The sequence below is a fragment of the Polaromonas sp. Polasp52 genome, from assembly GCF_059491565.1.
This window is the reverse complement of sequence record NZ_CP168513.1, coordinates 3,260,812-3,277,314: the sequence shown is the minus strand read 5'-3', so window position 1 is coordinate 3,277,314 and position 16,503 is coordinate 3,260,812. Positions and strand designations below refer to the sequence as shown.

Genomic DNA, 16,503 nt, shown 5'->3' with positions numbered 1-16,503 from the left:
CTTGATCAAGCGGCTTTTTTATGGTCCCGGTTTTTCAGAACTTGGGCATGCCTTTCATGCCACCCATGCGCTTCATCATCTTCATCATGCCGCTGCCCTTCATCTTCTTCATCATGCCCTGCATCTGCTCGAACTCGTTGAGCAGCCGGTTGACTTCCTGAACGTGCACGCCGGAGCCGGCCGCGATACGGCGCTTGCGCGTGGCCTTGATGAGTTCGGGCTTGCGTCGCTCCAGCGGCGTCATGCTCTGGATGATGCCTTCCTTGCGCTTGATGTCCCTCTCGGCCTTGTCCATGTCGACCTGGCCGGCCTTGGCGGTCATCTGCGCCGGCAGCTTGTCCAGCAGGCTGGACAGGCCGCCCATGTTCTTCATCTGCTGCAGCTGGCCCAGGAAGTCGTTGAGGTCAAAACCGTCGCCCGACTTGATCTTGGCGGCCAGCTTTTGCGCCGCCGCCACGTCCACGCCGGCGGCGACCTGCTCGACCAGCGCCACGATGTCGCCCATGCCCAGGATGCGTCCCGCATGGCGCTCGGCGTCGAACACCTCCAGGCCGTCGATCTTCTCGCTGGTGCCTGAAAACTTGATGGGCGCGCCGGTGATCTGCCGCACGCTGAGCGCCGCGCCGCCGCGCGAATCGCCGTCGGTCTTGGTCAGGATGATGCCGGTCAGCGGCAGCGCCTCCTTGAAGGCCTTGGCGGTATTGACCGCGTCCTGGCCCTGCATGGCGTCGACAACGAACAGGGTTTCGACCGGGTTCAGGATGGCGTGCAGTTCCTTGATTTCGGCCATCAGGGCTTCGTCAATGGCGAGCCGGCCGGCCGTGTCGACCAGCAGCACGTCAAAGAAGTGCTTGCGGGCGTAGTCGATGGCGGCGCGGGCGATGTCGGCCGGTTTCTGCTCGGGCGTGCTGGGAAACCATTCGGCGCCGGCCTGTTTGGTGACCGTCTTGAGCTGCTCGATGGCGGCCGGGCGGTAAACGTCGCCCGAGACCGTCAGGACTTTTTTCTTGCGCTTTTCAATCAGGTGCTTGGCCAGCTTGGCGGTGGTAGTCGTTTTACCCGCGCCCTGCAGGCCTGCCATCAGGATGACCGCCGGCGGCTGCGCCGCCAGGTTGATGTCGCTCACGCCCTCGCCCATGGTGGCGGCGAGTTCCTTGTTGACGATACCGACCAGTGCCTGGCCCGGCGAGAGCGAACCCATCACCTCCTGGCCCAGCGCCTTTTCCTTGACCCGGGCGATGAAGTCGCGCACCACCGGCAGGGCCACGTCGGCTTCCAGCAGCGCCATGCGCACTTCGCGCAGCATGTCCTGCACATTGGATTCGGTGATGCGGGCCTGGCCTCGCATTTCCTTGACGAGGCGGGATAACTTGTCGGTGAGGGCTGAGGCCATGGGGAGGCGCCACGGGCGTGGGGCAGTTAGGTGGGAAGGGAAAGGCTGCCAAAAGCCGCCAGGAGGCCGGCGGGGAAAGCCGCCGGGAAAGCAGTAAAGGCTAAACTCTAGCCATGATTTTAGCTTTGAGCGACTGGTGGGGTCTTGCGGCGGCGGCTGGCGCCGCCGTCGCCTATGCCGTCCTGGCGCGGGCCGCGCCGCGCCTGGGTGCCGCCGCCGTACGCGGCCTGCTGCTGGCGGCCTGGCTGCTGCACGCGCTGGCGCTGGCCGACGGCCTGCTGGGCGAGCCGCCGCGCTTCGGTTTTGCGCCCGCGCTGTCCATGACCGTCTGGCTGGTGCTCACGGTGTACGCGATTGAAAGCCGCCTGTTTCCGCAGCTGCATGCGCACTGGGCACTGGCGGGCCTGGGCAGCGTGGCGGTCATCCTGGCAGCCGTTTTCCCCGGCACCACCTACCATGCCATCGCATCGCCCTGGCTGCCGCTGCACTGGGCCCTGGGCATTGCGTCCTACGGGCTGTTTGCCGCGGCGGTCGTGCACGGCTGGCTCATGACGCGCTCGGAGCGCTCCATCCGGCTGGCCGCGCAAACCGACGCCGGCGTGCCGCTGATGACGCTGGAGCGCCTGACCTTTCGCTTCGTCGAAGCCGGCTTTGTGCTGCTGTCGGCCACGCTGTTCGTGGGCTGGCTGTTCGCCGAAACGCTTTACGGGCCGGGCCTGGCCTGGAAGTGGAACCACAAGACCGTGTTCTCGGTGCTGGCCTGGCTGACCTTTGCCGGCCTGCTGATCGGCCGGGCGCGCCTGGGCTGGCGCGGCCGCAAGGCGGTGCATGTGCTGTACCTGGGCTCCGGCCTGCTGCTGCTGGGCTATGCCGGTTCGCGCTTTGTGCTTGAAGTCATCCTGAGGCGGGCATGAAATACCTGCTGGTCATGGGCCTGGTGCTGGTGGTGTTCTGGATCTGGCGGCACAACCGTGAAACAGAACGAGGCGAGGCCGCGCCGGCCCGCCAGCCGGCCCCGCAAAAACCAGGGCCCGCCATCACTGAAATCGTCGCCTGCGAGGTTTGCGGCGTGCATTTACCGAAAACTGAAGCGCTGATCGGCAGCAAAGGCATTTACTGCAGCGACGCGCATCGGCGCCAGGCCGGAGGCTAGATGAGTACGCCGTCCCATTGGTTTGAAACCGGCGGCGACAAGGGCTCAGGCAGCTGGGAAATCACGTCCGGGCCCGGCTCCTTCGGCCGCCTCTGGCATGTTTTCATGACAGCGCGCGTCGCCATCGCCGCCGTGCTGGTCGTCCTGCAGGCCTTCATCTACGTATTGGGCAACATCACCAACCACTGGTCCATCGCAACCTGCATCACCTACCTGTGCGCGACCCTGGCCGTGCGGGTCTGGTCGCGGCCGCGGCCGCCCGGCAGCACCTTTGACGCGCAATGGGTGCTGACCATAGGCGTGGACGTCGTCGCCTTCTCGGCGCTGAACTTCCTGCAGTCAGGCGGTATCAATTACACCCCGCTGTTCGCACTGCCGGTGCTGCTGTCCTCCATCCTCGGCCCCATCCTGCTGGCCTTCGGGACCGCTTCGAGCGTGACGCTGCTGCTGCTGGCCGATGCCTGGTGGAACTCGCTACAAGGACTGGGCGACTCCAACGCGCGTTTCCTGCAGGCGGGCTTGAGCAGCTCCGGCTTCTTCCTCGTCGCGCTGCTTGCCAACCACCTGGCCCTGCGACTGGCCAGGGAAGAGCAATTGGCCAAACGCAGCCAGTCGGCCGCGCGCATGCAAACCCAGGTGAATGAACTGGTCATTGAAGCCCTGGCCGACGGCGTGCTGGTGGTCGACGTCAACGGCATCGTGCGCTCTGCCAACCCGGCTTCGCGCCGCCTGCTGGCGGCCGGCGACGCGGTGCGCAGCGCCCCCTTCATCCTGGCCACGGAAGCCGCCTGGCAACCCCTTGCCGAGCTGACGCACCGCACCTTCGCGGCGCAATCACCGCAGGAAGAGGACGTCAGCCTGGGCAATGCGGGCGGCAACACCCGGCGGCTGCATGTGCGCACGCGGCTGGCCGCATCGCCGAACGGCACGCATGAGAGCCTGTGCGTGATGTTCCTGGAAGACCTGCGCGAAATGGAGGCGCGGGTACGGACCGAAAAAATGGCGGCCATGGGCCGCATGTCGGCCGCGGTGGCCCATGAAATCCGCAACCCGCTGGCCGCCATTTCGCAAGCCAATGCACTGCTCGAGGAGGACTTGCAGGACGCGGGGCAGCGCCAGCTCACCGCCATGGTCAGGCAAAACGCGCAGCGGCTGGCGCGCATCGTCGACGAGGTGCTGAATATCTCGCGGGCCCAGGCGCAGCTGCCTTCACCGCAAACCACCACGCTGCCGCTGGACGACACCGTCCAGAAAATCACCTCCGACTGGGCGGGGCAGACCGCGGCCGCCGCGCGCACGCGCGTCACGACGGCCTCGGACAACGCCGTCGTGGTTTTTGAGCCCGAGCATTTGCGTCGCCTGATGATCAACCTGCTGGACAATGCCTTGCGCTATGCCAGCGATTGCGCCGGCGCGATCGAGGTCGCGACCCAGAACGTGGCGCCGGGGCAGGCGCGCCTGTCCGTCTGGAGCGACGGCCAGCCGCTGGAGCAGACCGTGCAGACCCACCTGTTCGAGCCTTTTTTCTCATCGGAAAGCCGCTCCAGCGGGCTGGGCCTGTATATCTGCCGCGAGCTGTGCGAACGCTACGGCGCCATGATCGGCTACCAGCGCGTGTTGCGCGAAGGCACCGACGGCAACGAATTTTTCGTCATGTTCAGGCCCTCCACGCAATCCCCGAACACGCCCTCGCCTTCTTTTGCCACAATGCCCAGCTGACACCATGAGCATGCAAGCCCCCGTTCCCCAGCAAGCCCGCATCCTCGTCATCGACGACGAGCCGGACCTGCGCACCCTCTATGAGCTGACCCTGCTCAGGGAGGGTTACCGGGTGGAAGCCGCCGGCGATCTGCTGCAGGCCCGCCAGCAGCTCAGCGAAAACCGCTTTGACGCGGTCATCACCGACATGCGCCTGCCGGACGGCCTGGGCCTGGAGCTGCTGCGCGACATGGTGAGCCAGCAGCGCAGCGAGCGCTGCGTGGTCATCACCGCGCACGGCTCCGCCGAAAACGCGGTCGAGGCCCTGAAGGCCGGCGCCTTTGACTACCTCACCAAGCCGGTCGACCTCAAACAGTTCCGCAGCGTGGTGGCGTCGGCCGTGCAGGGTGCCAAACATCCGGCGCCGGCCGCCGAAAAAACCCAGCGCGGCACGCCAGACTCGGGCATCGCCCCTTTGTCGCTGCCCCTGCCGATGGCCGCCGAGACCCCGCTGATCCTGCAGAAGCTGGTCGGCGAATCGGCCGTCATGCGCGCCGTCAAGTCGCGCATCGTCAAGGTGGCCGGCAGCATGGCGCCCGTGCTGATCCAGGGCGAGTCGGGCACCGGCAAGGAACTGGTCGCGCGCGCCGTGCACGGCTGCAGCCACCGCGCGGCAGGCCCGTTTGTGGCTGTCAACTGCAGCGCCATCCCGGAAAACCTCCTGGAAGCGGAGTTCTTCGGCGCGCGCAAGGGCGCTTACACCGGCTCGGCCCAGGACCGACAGGGCTACTTCCAGGCGGCCAAAGGCGGGACCCTGTTCCTCGATGAGATCGGCGACCTGCCGCTGGCCATGCAGTCCAAGCTCTTGCGCGCCATCCAGGAGCGCACCGTGCGCCCGCTGGGCTCGGCGCAGGAGGACCCGGTGGACGTGCGCATCGTCAGCGCCACCCACAAGGACCTGGTGGCCGAAGTCCAGGCGGGGACTTTCCGCCAGGACCTGTATTACCGGCTCAATGTGATCGAGATCCACGTGCCGGCCCTGCGCGAGCGCCGCGAAGACCTGCCCGACCTGTGCAAAGCCCTGCTCGCCAGGATCTGCCAGGAGTCCGGCTTTCCCGTGCCCGAACTGACCGAGTCCGTGCTGGCCCAGCTGCGCGCCCTGCCCTTCAACGGCAACGTCCGCGAGCTTGAAAACACCCTGCACCGGGCGGTGGCGCTGGGCGACGGCAGCGAGCTGCATTTCGACGCACCGGCCGAAGAGCAGGTCGCCGTTCCGGAAAATCTGCAGGATTACCTGGACCGGCAGGAGCGCAGCATCCTCACGAAAGTGCTGCTGGAAAACGGATTCAACCGCACCGCGGCGGCCGCCAGGCTGGGCCTGAGCCTGCGCCAGATCCGCTACCGCATCGCCCGCCTCAATATCGTCACGCCGGGCAGCGAAGACCCCGCCGATGGACTCGACGCCGCCGATGACCCCGCCTGAAAGCCGGGGCGCCGATGCCCCGCTCTCTTTATGGCGGGACGGCTGGTACCGCTATGCGCGCGCGCTGGCATCGCCCAATTTCGGCCCGCGGCCGGAAGGCGTGCAGATCGACCTCGTGGTGATTCACTCCATCAGCCTGCCGCCCGGTGAATTCGGCAACGGCAACGTGCAGCGGCTCTTCACCAACCAGCTCGACTGGGAAGCCCACGCTTACTTCCAGGGCATACGCGGCCTGCAGGTGTCGTCGCATTTCTTCATTGCCCGCTCCGGTGCCCTGTGGCAGTTCGTCGGCTGCGGCGACCGCGCCTGGCATGCCGGGGAATCGAAGTACCGCGGACGCGGCAACTGCAACGACGACTCCATCGGCATTGAGCTCGAAGGCCTGGAAGGCGGCGTTTTCGAAGCGCCGCAGTACGAAACACTGGCCGGGCTGTGCGCCGCGTTGCTCGAGGCCTATCCCATCGCCCACATCGCGGGGCATGAACACATCGCGCCGGGCCGCAAGCAGGACCCCGGTGCGGGTTTCGACTGGCCCTTGCTGCAAGACTCGCTGGCCTTGCCGGCTAGGTACTTTCCCGAAACTGTTTGAGCGGCGCGCGGCACAAAACCACACCAGTGTGGTGCGCTTTGCCGCGGAAAATTTTCCGTTATTTTTACCGCGCTAACATGGGCTTGTGTTGGCGGGCCAAAGCCCGCGACAAGGCGCGCCGCAGCGTCGCGCAATGCCCGCAGGCCTGATGAAATCAGGCTTTGCGCGGGATGAGCGGCACGAACACAAAGGCCTTAGGCGAGGGGTCCGAAGTGGAATGAAAAAGCCACAAAACGTAACGGTCCATAAAGTCGGCGGTACACTACCTGTAGTGGCTTGTATTCCCCCAATACCCTAGGTATAGTGCCTAAGCCCTAATTCAAGATTGATGTAATTCGGGCCCCGGCGGTGAGAAATTGGTTCATGTTTTTGAACCGCTCCCGCCAAACGGATTGCCCGCAACAGCACATCAGCCAGTCATAAAACAAAGCAAAGAGGAAGTCATGCAAACAGCACAGCACGCAGTGCCCGCAACACCCGGTCTGGCCGCCGGCAACCCGGCAGCCAGCGAACCCAACACCCAGTCCAATCCGCTTGCCCACTACCAGATCATCCGCCGCAACGGCGGCGTGGTGCCGTTTGAGCCCAACAAGATCGCCGTGGCCATGATGAAAGCCTTCCTGGCCGTTCACGGAACGCAGGGCGCGGCCTCGGCCAGCGTGCGCGAAACGGTCGACGGCCTGACCCAGGCGGTGATCCGCGCGCTGATGCGCTCGCGCCCGGGCGGCGGCACCTTTCATATAGAAGACGTGCAGGACCAGGTCGAGCTCGGCCTGATGCGCGGCGGCCACCACGAGATCGCCCGCGCCTATGTGCTGTACCGCGAAAAACGCACGCAGGAGCGCGCACGCCAGCCCCAGACCCAGGCGCCTGCGGCCCCCCTGATCCACGTGACCGACCGCGGCAACCGCGTTGCCCTGGACATCCGCAACCTGCAGGCCCTGATCGAAGCGTCCTGCGCCAACCTGGGCGCCGACGTCAAGCCCGACCCCATCGTCGCGGAAACCATGCGCAACCTCTACGATGGCGTTCCCATCGACGAGGTCTACAAGGCCTCCATCCTGGCGGCGCGCACCCTGATTGAAAAAGACCCCGACTACACCTACGCCACCGCGCGCCTGCTGATGCACACCATCCGCCGCGAAGTGCTGGGCGAGGAAGTCACCCAGGCGGACATGGCGATCCGCTATGCCGAATATTTCCCGCAGTTCATCGCCAAGGGCGTGCAGAACGAGCTGCTCGACGAAAAACTACAGCAGTTCGACCTGGCCCGACTGGGCGCCGCGCTCAAGCCCGAACGCGACCTGAAGTTCGACTACCTCGGCCTGCAGACCCTGTTTGACCGCTATTTCCTGCACGTGCGCAAGCAGCGCATCGAGTTGCCCCAGGCTTTCTTCATGCGCGTGGCCATGGGCCTGTCGCTCAACGAAATCGACCGCGAAGAGCGCGCCATCGAGTTCTACGAAATCCTGTCGTCCTTCGACTTCATGTCGAGCACGCCCACCCTGTTCAACGCCGGCACCCTGCGCTCGCAGCTGTCGTCCTGCTACCTGACCACGGTCGCCGACGACCTGGGCGGCATCTACGATGCCATCAAGGAAAACGCCCTGCTGTCCAAATTCGCCGGCGGCCTGGGCAACGACTGGACGCCCGTGCGCGCCCTGGGCGCCCATATCAAGGGCACCAACGGCGAATCGCAGGGCGTAGTGCCTTTCCTGAAAGTCGTCAACGACACGGCGGTCGCCGTCAACCAGGGCGGCAAGCGCAAGGGCGCCGTCTGCGCCTACCTGGAAACCTGGCACCTGGACATCGAAGAGTTCCTGGAACTGCGCAAGAACACCGGCGACGACCGCCGCCGCACGCACGACATGAACACCGCCAACTGGATTCCCGACCTGTTCATGCGCCGCGTGATGGAAAAAGGCAGCTGGACCCTGTTCTCGCCGTCCGACACGCCCGACCTGCACGACAAGTTCGGCAAGGATTTCGAGAAGATCTACACCGCCTACGAAGCCAAGGCCGAGCGCGGCGAGATCAAGCCGTCCCGCAAGGTGCAGGCCACCGACATGTGGCGCAAGATGCTGTCCATGCTGTTTGAAACCGGCCATCCCTGGATCACCTTCAAGGACGCCTGCAATGTGCGCTCGCCGCAGCAGCACGCCGGCGTCGTGCACTCCTCCAACCTGTGCACCGAGATCACGCTCAACACCAGCGACACCGAAACCGCCGTCTGCAACCTCGGCTCCGTCAACCTGGTCCAGCACCTGAAAGACGGCGCGGTCGACCACGAGAAGCTCAAGAAGACCATCACCACGGCCATGCGCATGCTGGACAACGTGATCGACATCAATTACTACGCCGTCAAGAAGGCCCGCGACTCCAACATGCGCCACCGCCCCGTGGGCCTGGGCATCATGGGCTTCCAGGACTGCCTGTATGAGCTGCGCGTGCCTTACGCCTCCCAGGAAGCCGTCGAGTTCGCCGACAAGTCCATGGAAGCCGTCTGCTACCACGCCTACTGGGCCTCCACCGAGCTGGCCAAAGAGCGCGGCAAGTACGCCAGCTACAAGGGCTCGCTCTGGGACAAGGGCGTGCTGCCGCTGGACACGCTGGACATGCTGGCCGAGCAGCGCGGCGGCTATGTCGAGATCGACCGTTCCGCCACGCTGGACTGGGAAGCCCTGCGCAAGAAGATCGCCAAGGACGGCATGCGCAACTCCAACTGCGTCGCCATTGCCCCGACCGCCACCATCTCCAACATCATCGGCGTGGATGCCTGCATCGAGCCCTGCTTCGGCAACCTCTCGGTCAAGTCCAACCTGTCCGGCGAATTCACGGTCATCAACCACTACCTGGTGCGCGACCTCAAGCGCCTGAACCTGTGGGACGACGTGATGGTGGTGGATCTCAAGCACTTTGACGGCTCCCTGCGCCCCATCGACCGTGTGCCCCAGGACGTCAAGGCGCTGTACGCCACGGCCTTCGAAATCGAGACCTCCTGGATCGTCGAAGCGGCGGCGCGCCGCCAGAAATGGATAGACCAGGCGCAGTCGCTCAATATCTATATGGCGGGCGCCTCGGGCAAGAAGCTGGACGACACCTACAAGCTGGCCTGGTTGCGCGGCCTCAAGACCACGTACTACCTGCGCACCCAGAGCGCGACGCACGCCGAGAAATCGACCGTGACCGCGGGCAAGATGAACTCGGTGTCATCCGGCTCCACGCCCGCGAGCAGCGGCATGAGCGCGCTCGAAGCGGCGGCCGCCGCGGCGCAGGCGCAGATGAATGCAACGCCCGCCACCGACATCAAGTTCTGCGCGATCGATGACCCGGGATGCGAGGCCTGCCAATAAAAAAACACCGGATCGCGCGGCCACCCGGCCGCGCGATTCGATGTATATGAGCAACACAATTTTGTAGCGATGTGAATGAACACTTTTCATTTTGTATCGCTGCTTTCATAATCCCACAGTATTGGAAACCTCTATGTTGACCTGGGACGAAGAAGTCAAACCATCGTTGCAAACACCTCAGAACAGCGGCTCGCCCGAAGGCCGCTCGATGGAACTTCCGCCTCTTTCTTTTAACGCCGCCGAGCAACCCCAGGCGCAAGTGCGCATGCTCAACGACGGCGCCTTCGCACCTGCGCAAGCTGCGGCCCCTTCGGCTCCCGTCTCCGCCGAACCCGCCAAGGCGCAGCGCGTCAAAGCTTCCGACAAGCGCATCATCAACGGCCAGACCGACGTCAACCAGCTGGTGCCCTTCAAATACAAATGGGCCTGGGAAAAATACCTCGCCACCTGCGCCAACCACTGGATGCCGCAGGAAGTGAACATGACGCGCGACATCGCGCTCTGGAAAGACCCGAACGGCCTGACCGAGGACGAACGCCGCCTGGTCAAGCGCAACCTGGGTTTCTTCGTGACCGCCGACTCGCTGGCCGCCAACAACATCGTGCTGGGCACCTACCGCCACATCACGGCGCCCGAGTGCCGCCAGTTCCTGCTGCGCCAGGCTTTCGAGGAAGCCATCCACACCCATGCCTACCAGTACATCACCGAGTCGCTGGGCCTGGACGAAAGCGAGATCTTCAACGCCTACAACGAAGTCCAGTCCATCAAGGACAAGGACCAGTTCCTGATCCCTTTCATTGAAGTCATCTCCAACCCGCACTTCAAGACCGGCACGCCCGAGGCCGACCAGACCCTGCTCAAGTCGCTGATCGTCTTCGCCTGCCTGATGGAGGGCCTGTTCTTCTACGTCGGCTTCACGCAGATTCTCGCCCTGGGCCGCCAGAACAAGATGACCGGCGCCGCCGAGCAGTACCAGTACATCCTGCGCGACGAGTCCATGCACTGCAATTTCGGCATCGACCTGATCAACCAGCTCAAGCTGGAGAACCCGCACCTCTGGACGGCGGAGTTCAAGGCCGAGATCAAGGCCCTGTTCATGAAGGCCGTCGAACTGGAATACCGCTACGCCGAGGACACCATGCCGCGCGGCGTGCTCGGCCTGAACGCCTCCATGTTCAAAGGCTACCTGCGCTACATCGCCAATCGCCGCGCCACGCAGATCGGACTTGAAACTCTCTTCCCCAACGAGGAGAATCCATTCCCGTGGATGAGCGAAATGATCGACCTGAAAAAAGAACGCAACTTCTTTGAAACCCGTGTGATCGAGTACCAGTCCGGTGGTGCCCTTTCCTGGGATTGATTGAACAAGACGCGCAACACAAGCCGACAATGATTTCTAGAATTGCAACGACCAACGACGACACCGCAGAGTGCGCGCTGGGCTTTGCTCCTGTGTTCGCGGCGCTGGGACCGGTTTATCCGGGGCCCAACGCCGTGAATCGCTTTACGTACTCCAACCGTGAAGTGCTCTTTGCAACGTGATCAAGGAGAAAACTATGGCAACTGCGAAAAAAACTGCGGCTAAAAAAGCTGCTCCGAAGAAGGCTCCTGCTAAAAAGGCAGCAGCTAAGAAGGCTCCTGCTAAAAAAGTAGCAGCGAAAAAAGCTCCGGCTAAAAAAGCTCCAGCGAAAAAAGTAGCGGCCAAGAAGCCAGCTGCGAAAAAATCGCCAGCGAAAAAGCCAGCAGCCAAGAAGGTAGCGGCCAAGAAGCCAGCGGCGAAGAAAGCCGCAGCGAAAAAGCCAGCAGCCAAGAAGGCCGCGAAAAAGGTAGCGAAGAAACCAGCGGCCAAGAAAGCCGCTGCGAAGAAGCCTGCCGCCAAGAAAGCAGCGAAAAAGCCCGCTGCGAAGAAAGCCGCGAAAAAACCTGCTGCCAAAGCTGCGAAAGCACCCGCTGCAGCGGCTGCCCCTGCGGCTCAGACTACTCTGAACCCGCAAGCTGCCTGGCCGTTTCCGACCGCCAGCAAGCCGTAAGCAGTAAGGTAATTCTGCTTAGAGCCCGATATCGAAAGATGTCGGGCTTTTTTCATGCCCGCCCCGCTCCCCACGCCCGCCATCATCCCGCCCATGCCACTGCCTGAGCTTGCCTTTCTGCGAATGGAAAAGAACGGCGACGTGCTGGTCGATGTGCACGTGGTGCCGAATGCCGCCAAAACCCAGGTCGTGGGCCTGCACGGCGAAGCCGGCCAGCTCGCGCTGCGCCTGCGGCTGCAGGCGCCGCCGGTGGACGGCAAGGCCAACCAGGCACTCGTGAAATGGCTGGCCGGCTGCCTCGGTGTGCCGCAGCAGGCGGTCACGCTGGCGCGCGGGGAGAGCTCCAGGCGCAAGCAGCTGCGCGTGAATGCCGCTGCGGCCGGCCGCGCCGCCTGGGATGAGCTGGTGAAAGCGTTGGGCCAGGACGGCCCACCCGCCTGAGGGGCGCTCTTTAAGCCGAGATTTGTTCGGCCGACAGTGTGTAGTTCTGGCCGCCGCGCGTCGCGATCTTGAGCGCGCCGACCCGGTTGCCCAGCGCGGCGCAGCGCGCCAGCGGCCAGCCTTGTTCCAGGCCGAACAGCAGCGCCCCGCGAAAGGCGTCGCCGCAGCCGGTCGGGTCCACCACAGCCTCGGCCTTCACGGGCGGCACCAGGGTTTTTTCGCCGTCTATCCAGACTTCGCAGCCTTCGGCGCCCAAGGTCACCACCAGGCCCTGCACGCGCCGCGACAATTCGGCGCAGGACAGGCCGGTGCGGTCGCAGAGCATTTTGGCTTCGTAGTCGTTGACCGTCACCCAGGTCGCCAGCTCGACGAAATGCGCGAGTTCCTTGCCGTCAAACATGGGCAGGCCCTGGCCCGGGTCGAACACAAAGGGGATACCGGCGGCCTTGAACTGCTCGGCATGCTGCAGCATGGCATCGCGGCCGTCGGGCGAAATGATGCCCAGCTTGATGTCGCCGCGCGCCGCGATGCGGGTCACATGGGCCTGCATCATCGCGCCGGGATGGAAAGCCGTGATCTGGTTGTTGTCGCGGTCGGTCATGATCATGGCCTGCGCGGTGTAGGTGCCCTCGACCTGGCGCACGAACTCGGTGCTGATGCCCAGCGTCTTCATGCGATCCACATACTCGGCGCCGTCGCTGCCGACCGTCGCCATGGGCAGGGCCGTGCCGCCCAGCTGCCGCAGGCTGTAGGCGATGTTGCCGGCGCAGCCGCCGAATTCGCGGCGCAGCGCCGGCACCAGGAAGGACACATTGAGGATGTGCAGCTGGTCGGGCAGGATCTGCTCGGAAAAGCGCCCCTCGAAAGTCATGATGGTGTCAAACGCCAGGGAGCCACAGATAACAGCGGACATTGATTTTTTCTCGTTTCAATCAGGGATAAAAAGCCAGGACACGGTAGCCCGCCACCCGCAGGGGCGCGGCCGCGGAAGCGGAAGAAGATGAGGAGGAAGGGGGTGACCCGCCGGCCGCATCCCCCGAGACTTTCATGATGACCAGCCCCGCCAGCTCGGACTGGGCCGCCAGCGTCGCAGCCTTGGCGCCGAACTGGGCCGGCGCCAGGACGCGGCGCACCACGGCCTGGTCCTGGGTGTCGGTCAGGGTCACCTCCAGCGAGGGCATTTCCAGCGTCGCCACGCCGGTGTTCTTGAGGGTGAAGCTCAGGCGGTAGGCGTCGGGCGCGATGCGGTTGAAGGTGGAGCTGTCGATCACCAGCGCCTCGATATGGCGAGGCGGGCGGATTTCACAACGCAGCGGGCCGCACAAGGCCTGCAGCGCCGGAAGCAGCCGGGGCTCCAGCGCGGCCAGCATGTCCCTCTGCTGGACGGCCCACTGGGCCACCAGCGCGGCCAGCAGCAGCAGGGACAGCAGGGACAGCGACAGGCGCGTCAGCGGTTTTCGCCAGAAGGCCTTGCGCCGCGCATCCCGCACAAAGGACACATCGTGCTCCATCGGCCGCCCCGGCATGCCGGAATCCACGTCCGAATAGGCGAAGCTGGAATCGTCCTCGACGGCCTGGCGAACCATGGCCGGCTGGCGCGGCAAGGGTAGCTCGGCAGGCAGCGATTCGGCGGGCAGCTCCAGCGGATCGAGCTGGCGTTCCTGCTGCGCCTGCTTCCAGCGCACGGGGTCGAAGTCGGCGGCGCTGTCCTGGGCGTCGTCCCAGCCGGGGCTGGACGGCCGCAGCGGCATCCTGTCGGCAAACGAGCGGGCCGGCGCCCATTCCTGCCGGGACGGCTCCACCGGCGGGTCCGCAGCGGGCAGGCTTTGGGGCTCGGTGGGGCGGTCGAATTCCGGCGGGGGCTCTGGGGCGGCGGCCAGCGTGGCCGTTGCCAGGGGTGCAGGCGCGGTCAGCGCGGACATATCGCGCGGCAGCAGATGGGCCGACGCATCGAACACTTCAGCGCAATGGCCGCATCGCACCCAGCCTTGTGAGACTTTGAGTTGGTCGGTCACGACTTTGAACATCGTGCCGCATGCGGGACAGCGCGTAATCAGGCTCATTTAGCGCTGTATTGTAGGGGCCGCGCCCCGCGGGACGGCCTAGAAGCCGGCGGTCATCAGGATCCAGCCCTCTTGCGCATCGTGCACCTTGAGCTGGCAATAGGGGGCGTAGGCCTGCTTGAGCTCGTCGGCCTGGCGCTCCAGGATGCCGGCGAGCACCAGGTGCCCGCCTTTCTCGACATGGGAACACAGCAAGGGCGCCAGCACCTTGAGCGGCGTGGCCAGGATGTTGGCCAGCACGGTGCGGTACTGGCCGGACGCAGTCTCGGGCAGGCCGGCCTTGAGCGCCACATGGTTGGCCTCGGCATTGGCCAGCGTCGATTCGACCGCGGCCGGATCGATGTCCACGGCGTCGATGTCGGCCGCGCCGAACTTGGCCGCACCGATGGCCAGGATGCCGGAGCCGCAGCCGTAGTCCAGCACACGGCCCAGGTCTTGCCCGCTACGGCCTGCGATCCAGCGCAGGCACATGCGGGTGGTCGGGTGCGTGCCCGTGCCGAAAGCCAGGCCCGGGTCCAAGCGAATCACCTGTTTGGCCTCGGCCGGCGGCTCGTGCCAGGTCGGTACGATCCAGAATTCGGGTGTGATGTCCACGGGCGAGAACTGCGACTGGGTCAGGCGCACCCAGTCCTGCTCGGGCACGGGCTGGACAGCGACGACGCGGCAACCCGTGAAAAAGTCCTGTGCCGCCAGCACATGGGCCGCGTCACGCGCCAGGGCTTCGGTGGCAAACAGCGACACGATGCGTGAGCGTTCCCAGCCCGCCTTGGGCGGCGGCATGTCGGGCTCGCCGAACAAGGCCTGCTCCGCCGGCGTCTGCGCGTCGGCATCTTCCACCGAAACGCTGAGCGCGTCGAGCGCGTCCAGCGCCTCGCTGAGCGTCTCAACCTCGTCGACGGGCGCCAGCAGGATCAGTTCAAACATGCTCATCGCGCGCCCCGGCAGCGGTCACCGTTCACGTTTGGACAGCCACTCTTCCAGGTAGTGGATGTTGGTGCCGCCGTCCATGAACTTGGCGTCCACCATCAGTTCGCGGTGCAGCGGGATGTTGGTGTTGATGCCTTCGACCACGGTCTCGGCCAGCGCCGTGCTCATGCGGGCCAGGGCCTGCTCGCGCGTGTCGCCGTGGACGATGATCTTGCCGATCATGGAATCGTAGTTGGGCGGCACGAAGTAATTGGCGTAAATGTGGGAGTCCACCCGCACGCCCGGCCCGCCCGGCGTGTGCCAGGTCGTGATGCGGCCCGGCGAGGGAATGAACTTGTAGGGGTCTTCCGCGTTGATGCGGCATTCGATGGAATGGCCCTTGAGTTCGATGTCGCGCTGGGCGAAGGGCAGTTTTTCACCGGCCGCCACCATGATCTGGGTGCGCACGATGTCCACGCCGGTGATCCACTCGGTGACGGGGTGCTCCACCTGCACGCGGGTGTTCATTTCGATGAAATAGAACTCGCCGTTTTCGTAGAGAAACTCGAAAGTGCCCGCGCCGCGGTAGCCTATCTTCTTGACGGCCGCGACGCAGCGCTCGCCGATGCGCTCGATCAGTTTGCGCGGAATGCCGGGCGCCGGCGCCTCTTCCATGACTTTCTGGTGGCGCCGCTGCATGGAGCAGTCGCGCTCGCCCAGCCAGACCGCGTTCTTGTGCTGGTCGGCCAGGATCTGGATTTCGATATGCCGCGGGTTCTGCAGGAATTTCTCCATGTAGACCTCGGGATTGCCGAAAGCCGCCCCGGCCTCGGCCTTGGTGGTCTGCACCGCATGCAGCAGGGCCGCCTCGGTGTGCACCACGCGCATGCCGCGCCCGCCGCCGCCGCCGGCCGCCTTGATGATGACGGGGTAGCCGATCTGCTTGGCGGTGCGCTTGATCAGGACCGGGTCGTCAGGCAGGGCGCCTTCCGAGCCGGGCACGCAGGGCACGCCGGCCTTGATCATGGTCTGCTTGGCCGACACCTTGTCGCCCATGATGCGGATGGATTCGGGCGAAGGGCCTATGAACTTGAAGCCGCTTTTCTCGACCCGCTCGGCAAAATCGGCGTTTTCGCTCAGGAAGCCGTAGCCGGGGTGTATGGCTTCGGCATCCGTCACCTCGGCCGCCGAGATGATGGCCGGCATGTTGAGGTAGCTGTCCTTGGAGGGCGCCGGGCCTATGCAGACCGACTCGTCCGCCAGCTTGATGTATTTCGCTTCGCGGTCGGCCTCGGAATAGACCATCACGGCCTTCACGCCGAGTTCGCGGCAGGCGCGCTGGATGCGCAAAGCGATCTCCCCGCGGTTGGCGATCAGAATTTTTTTGAACATGC

Annotated in this window: 14 protein-coding genes; 9 read left to right on the top strand and 5 right to left on the bottom strand. The window is 64.8% G+C overall.

Features of this window, described 5'->3' with window-relative positions; genetic code table 11:
- Positions 1–34: 34 nt before the first annotated feature.
- On the bottom strand, positions 35–1,393 hold the full coding sequence (ffh, locus tag ACEN9P_RS15295; protein WP_413325546.1) for a signal recognition particle protein: 1,359 nt from the start codon (positions 1,391–1,393) through the stop codon (positions 35–37).
- A gap of 113 nt (positions 1,394–1,506) precedes the next feature.
- Here ffh and ACEN9P_RS15290 point away from each other — a divergent pair, with 113 nt between their 5' ends.
- The 9 genes from ACEN9P_RS15290 (at position 1,507) to ACEN9P_RS15250 (ending at position 12,140) form a co-directional block, all read left to right on the top strand.
- Complete coding sequence (locus tag ACEN9P_RS15290) at positions 1,507–2,307, top strand: cytochrome C assembly family protein (RefSeq protein WP_495619723.1); 801 nt, start codon at positions 1,507–1,509, stop codon at positions 2,305–2,307.
- On the top strand, positions 2,304–2,546 hold the full coding sequence (locus ACEN9P_RS15285; RefSeq protein WP_477661407.1) for a PP0621 family protein: 243 nt from the start codon (positions 2,304–2,306) through the stop codon (positions 2,544–2,546). Before ACEN9P_RS15290 ends, ACEN9P_RS15285 begins: the two co-directional genes overlap by 4 nt.
- Entirely contained in the window at positions 2,547–4,265 is a 1,719-nt protein-coding gene (locus ACEN9P_RS15280) for a sensor histidine kinase (protein ID WP_495619722.1), read from the top strand.
- Between the two features lie 4 nt (positions 4,266–4,269).
- The gene (locus ACEN9P_RS15275) at positions 4,270–5,727 is read left to right on the top strand and encodes a sigma-54-dependent transcriptional regulator (protein ID WP_495619721.1); all 1,458 of its coding nucleotides are present in this window, start codon (positions 4,270–4,272) and stop codon (positions 5,725–5,727) included.
- Positions 5,714–6,316, top strand: a complete 603-nt coding sequence (gene ampD, locus ACEN9P_RS15270) for a 1,6-anhydro-N-acetylmuramyl-L-alanine amidase AmpD (RefSeq protein ID WP_495619720.1) — start codon at positions 5,714–5,716, stop codon at positions 6,314–6,316. Before ACEN9P_RS15275 ends, ampD begins: the two co-directional genes overlap by 14 nt.
- 443 nt (positions 6,317–6,759) lie before the next feature.
- Positions 6,760–9,669 (top strand): ribonucleoside-diphosphate reductase subunit alpha, encoded by a 2,910-nt coding sequence (locus ACEN9P_RS15265; RefSeq protein ID WP_495619719.1) that lies wholly within the window; start codon positions 6,760–6,762, stop codon positions 9,667–9,669.
- Positions 9,670–9,802: 133 nt separating this feature from the next.
- On the top strand, positions 9,803–11,029 hold the full coding sequence (locus ACEN9P_RS15260; protein ID WP_477661412.1) for a ribonucleotide-diphosphate reductase subunit beta: 1,227 nt from the start codon (positions 9,803–9,805) through the stop codon (positions 11,027–11,029).
- Positions 11,030–11,225: 196 nt separating this feature from the next.
- Positions 11,226–11,699, top strand: a complete 474-nt coding sequence (locus tag ACEN9P_RS15255) for a histone H1-like DNA-binding protein (protein WP_036837576.1) — start codon at positions 11,226–11,228, stop codon at positions 11,697–11,699.
- Positions 11,700–11,753: 54 nt separating this feature from the next.
- Positions 11,754–12,140, top strand: coding sequence for a DUF167 domain-containing protein (locus ACEN9P_RS15250; protein WP_495619718.1), 387 nt, complete (start codon positions 11,754–11,756; stop codon positions 12,138–12,140).
- A gap of 10 nt (positions 12,141–12,150) precedes the next feature.
- Here ACEN9P_RS15250 and ACEN9P_RS15245 read toward each other — a convergent pair whose 3' ends face one another.
- The 4 genes from ACEN9P_RS15245 to accC are packed head-to-tail and all read right to left on the bottom strand — an operon-like array spanning position 12,151 to position 16,501.
- Positions 12,151–13,053, bottom strand: coding sequence for a carbohydrate kinase family protein (locus ACEN9P_RS15245; RefSeq protein WP_477661414.1), 903 nt, complete (start codon positions 13,051–13,053; stop codon positions 12,151–12,153).
- A gap of 19 nt (positions 13,054–13,072) precedes the next feature.
- Entirely contained in the window at positions 13,073–14,203 is a 1,131-nt protein-coding gene (locus ACEN9P_RS15240; RefSeq protein WP_477661415.1) for a DUF3426 domain-containing protein, read from the bottom strand.
- Positions 14,204–14,242: 39 nt separating this feature from the next.
- On the bottom strand, positions 14,243–15,127 hold the full coding sequence (gene prmA / locus ACEN9P_RS15235) for a 50S ribosomal protein L11 methyltransferase (RefSeq protein ID WP_477661471.1): 885 nt from the start codon (positions 15,125–15,127) through the stop codon (positions 14,243–14,245).
- 24 nt (positions 15,128–15,151) lie between these two features.
- Positions 15,152–16,501 (bottom strand): acetyl-CoA carboxylase biotin carboxylase subunit, encoded by a 1,350-nt coding sequence (gene accC / locus ACEN9P_RS15230; RefSeq protein ID WP_074576243.1) that lies wholly within the window; start codon positions 16,499–16,501, stop codon positions 15,152–15,154.
- Positions 16,502–16,503: the final 2 nt, after the last annotated feature.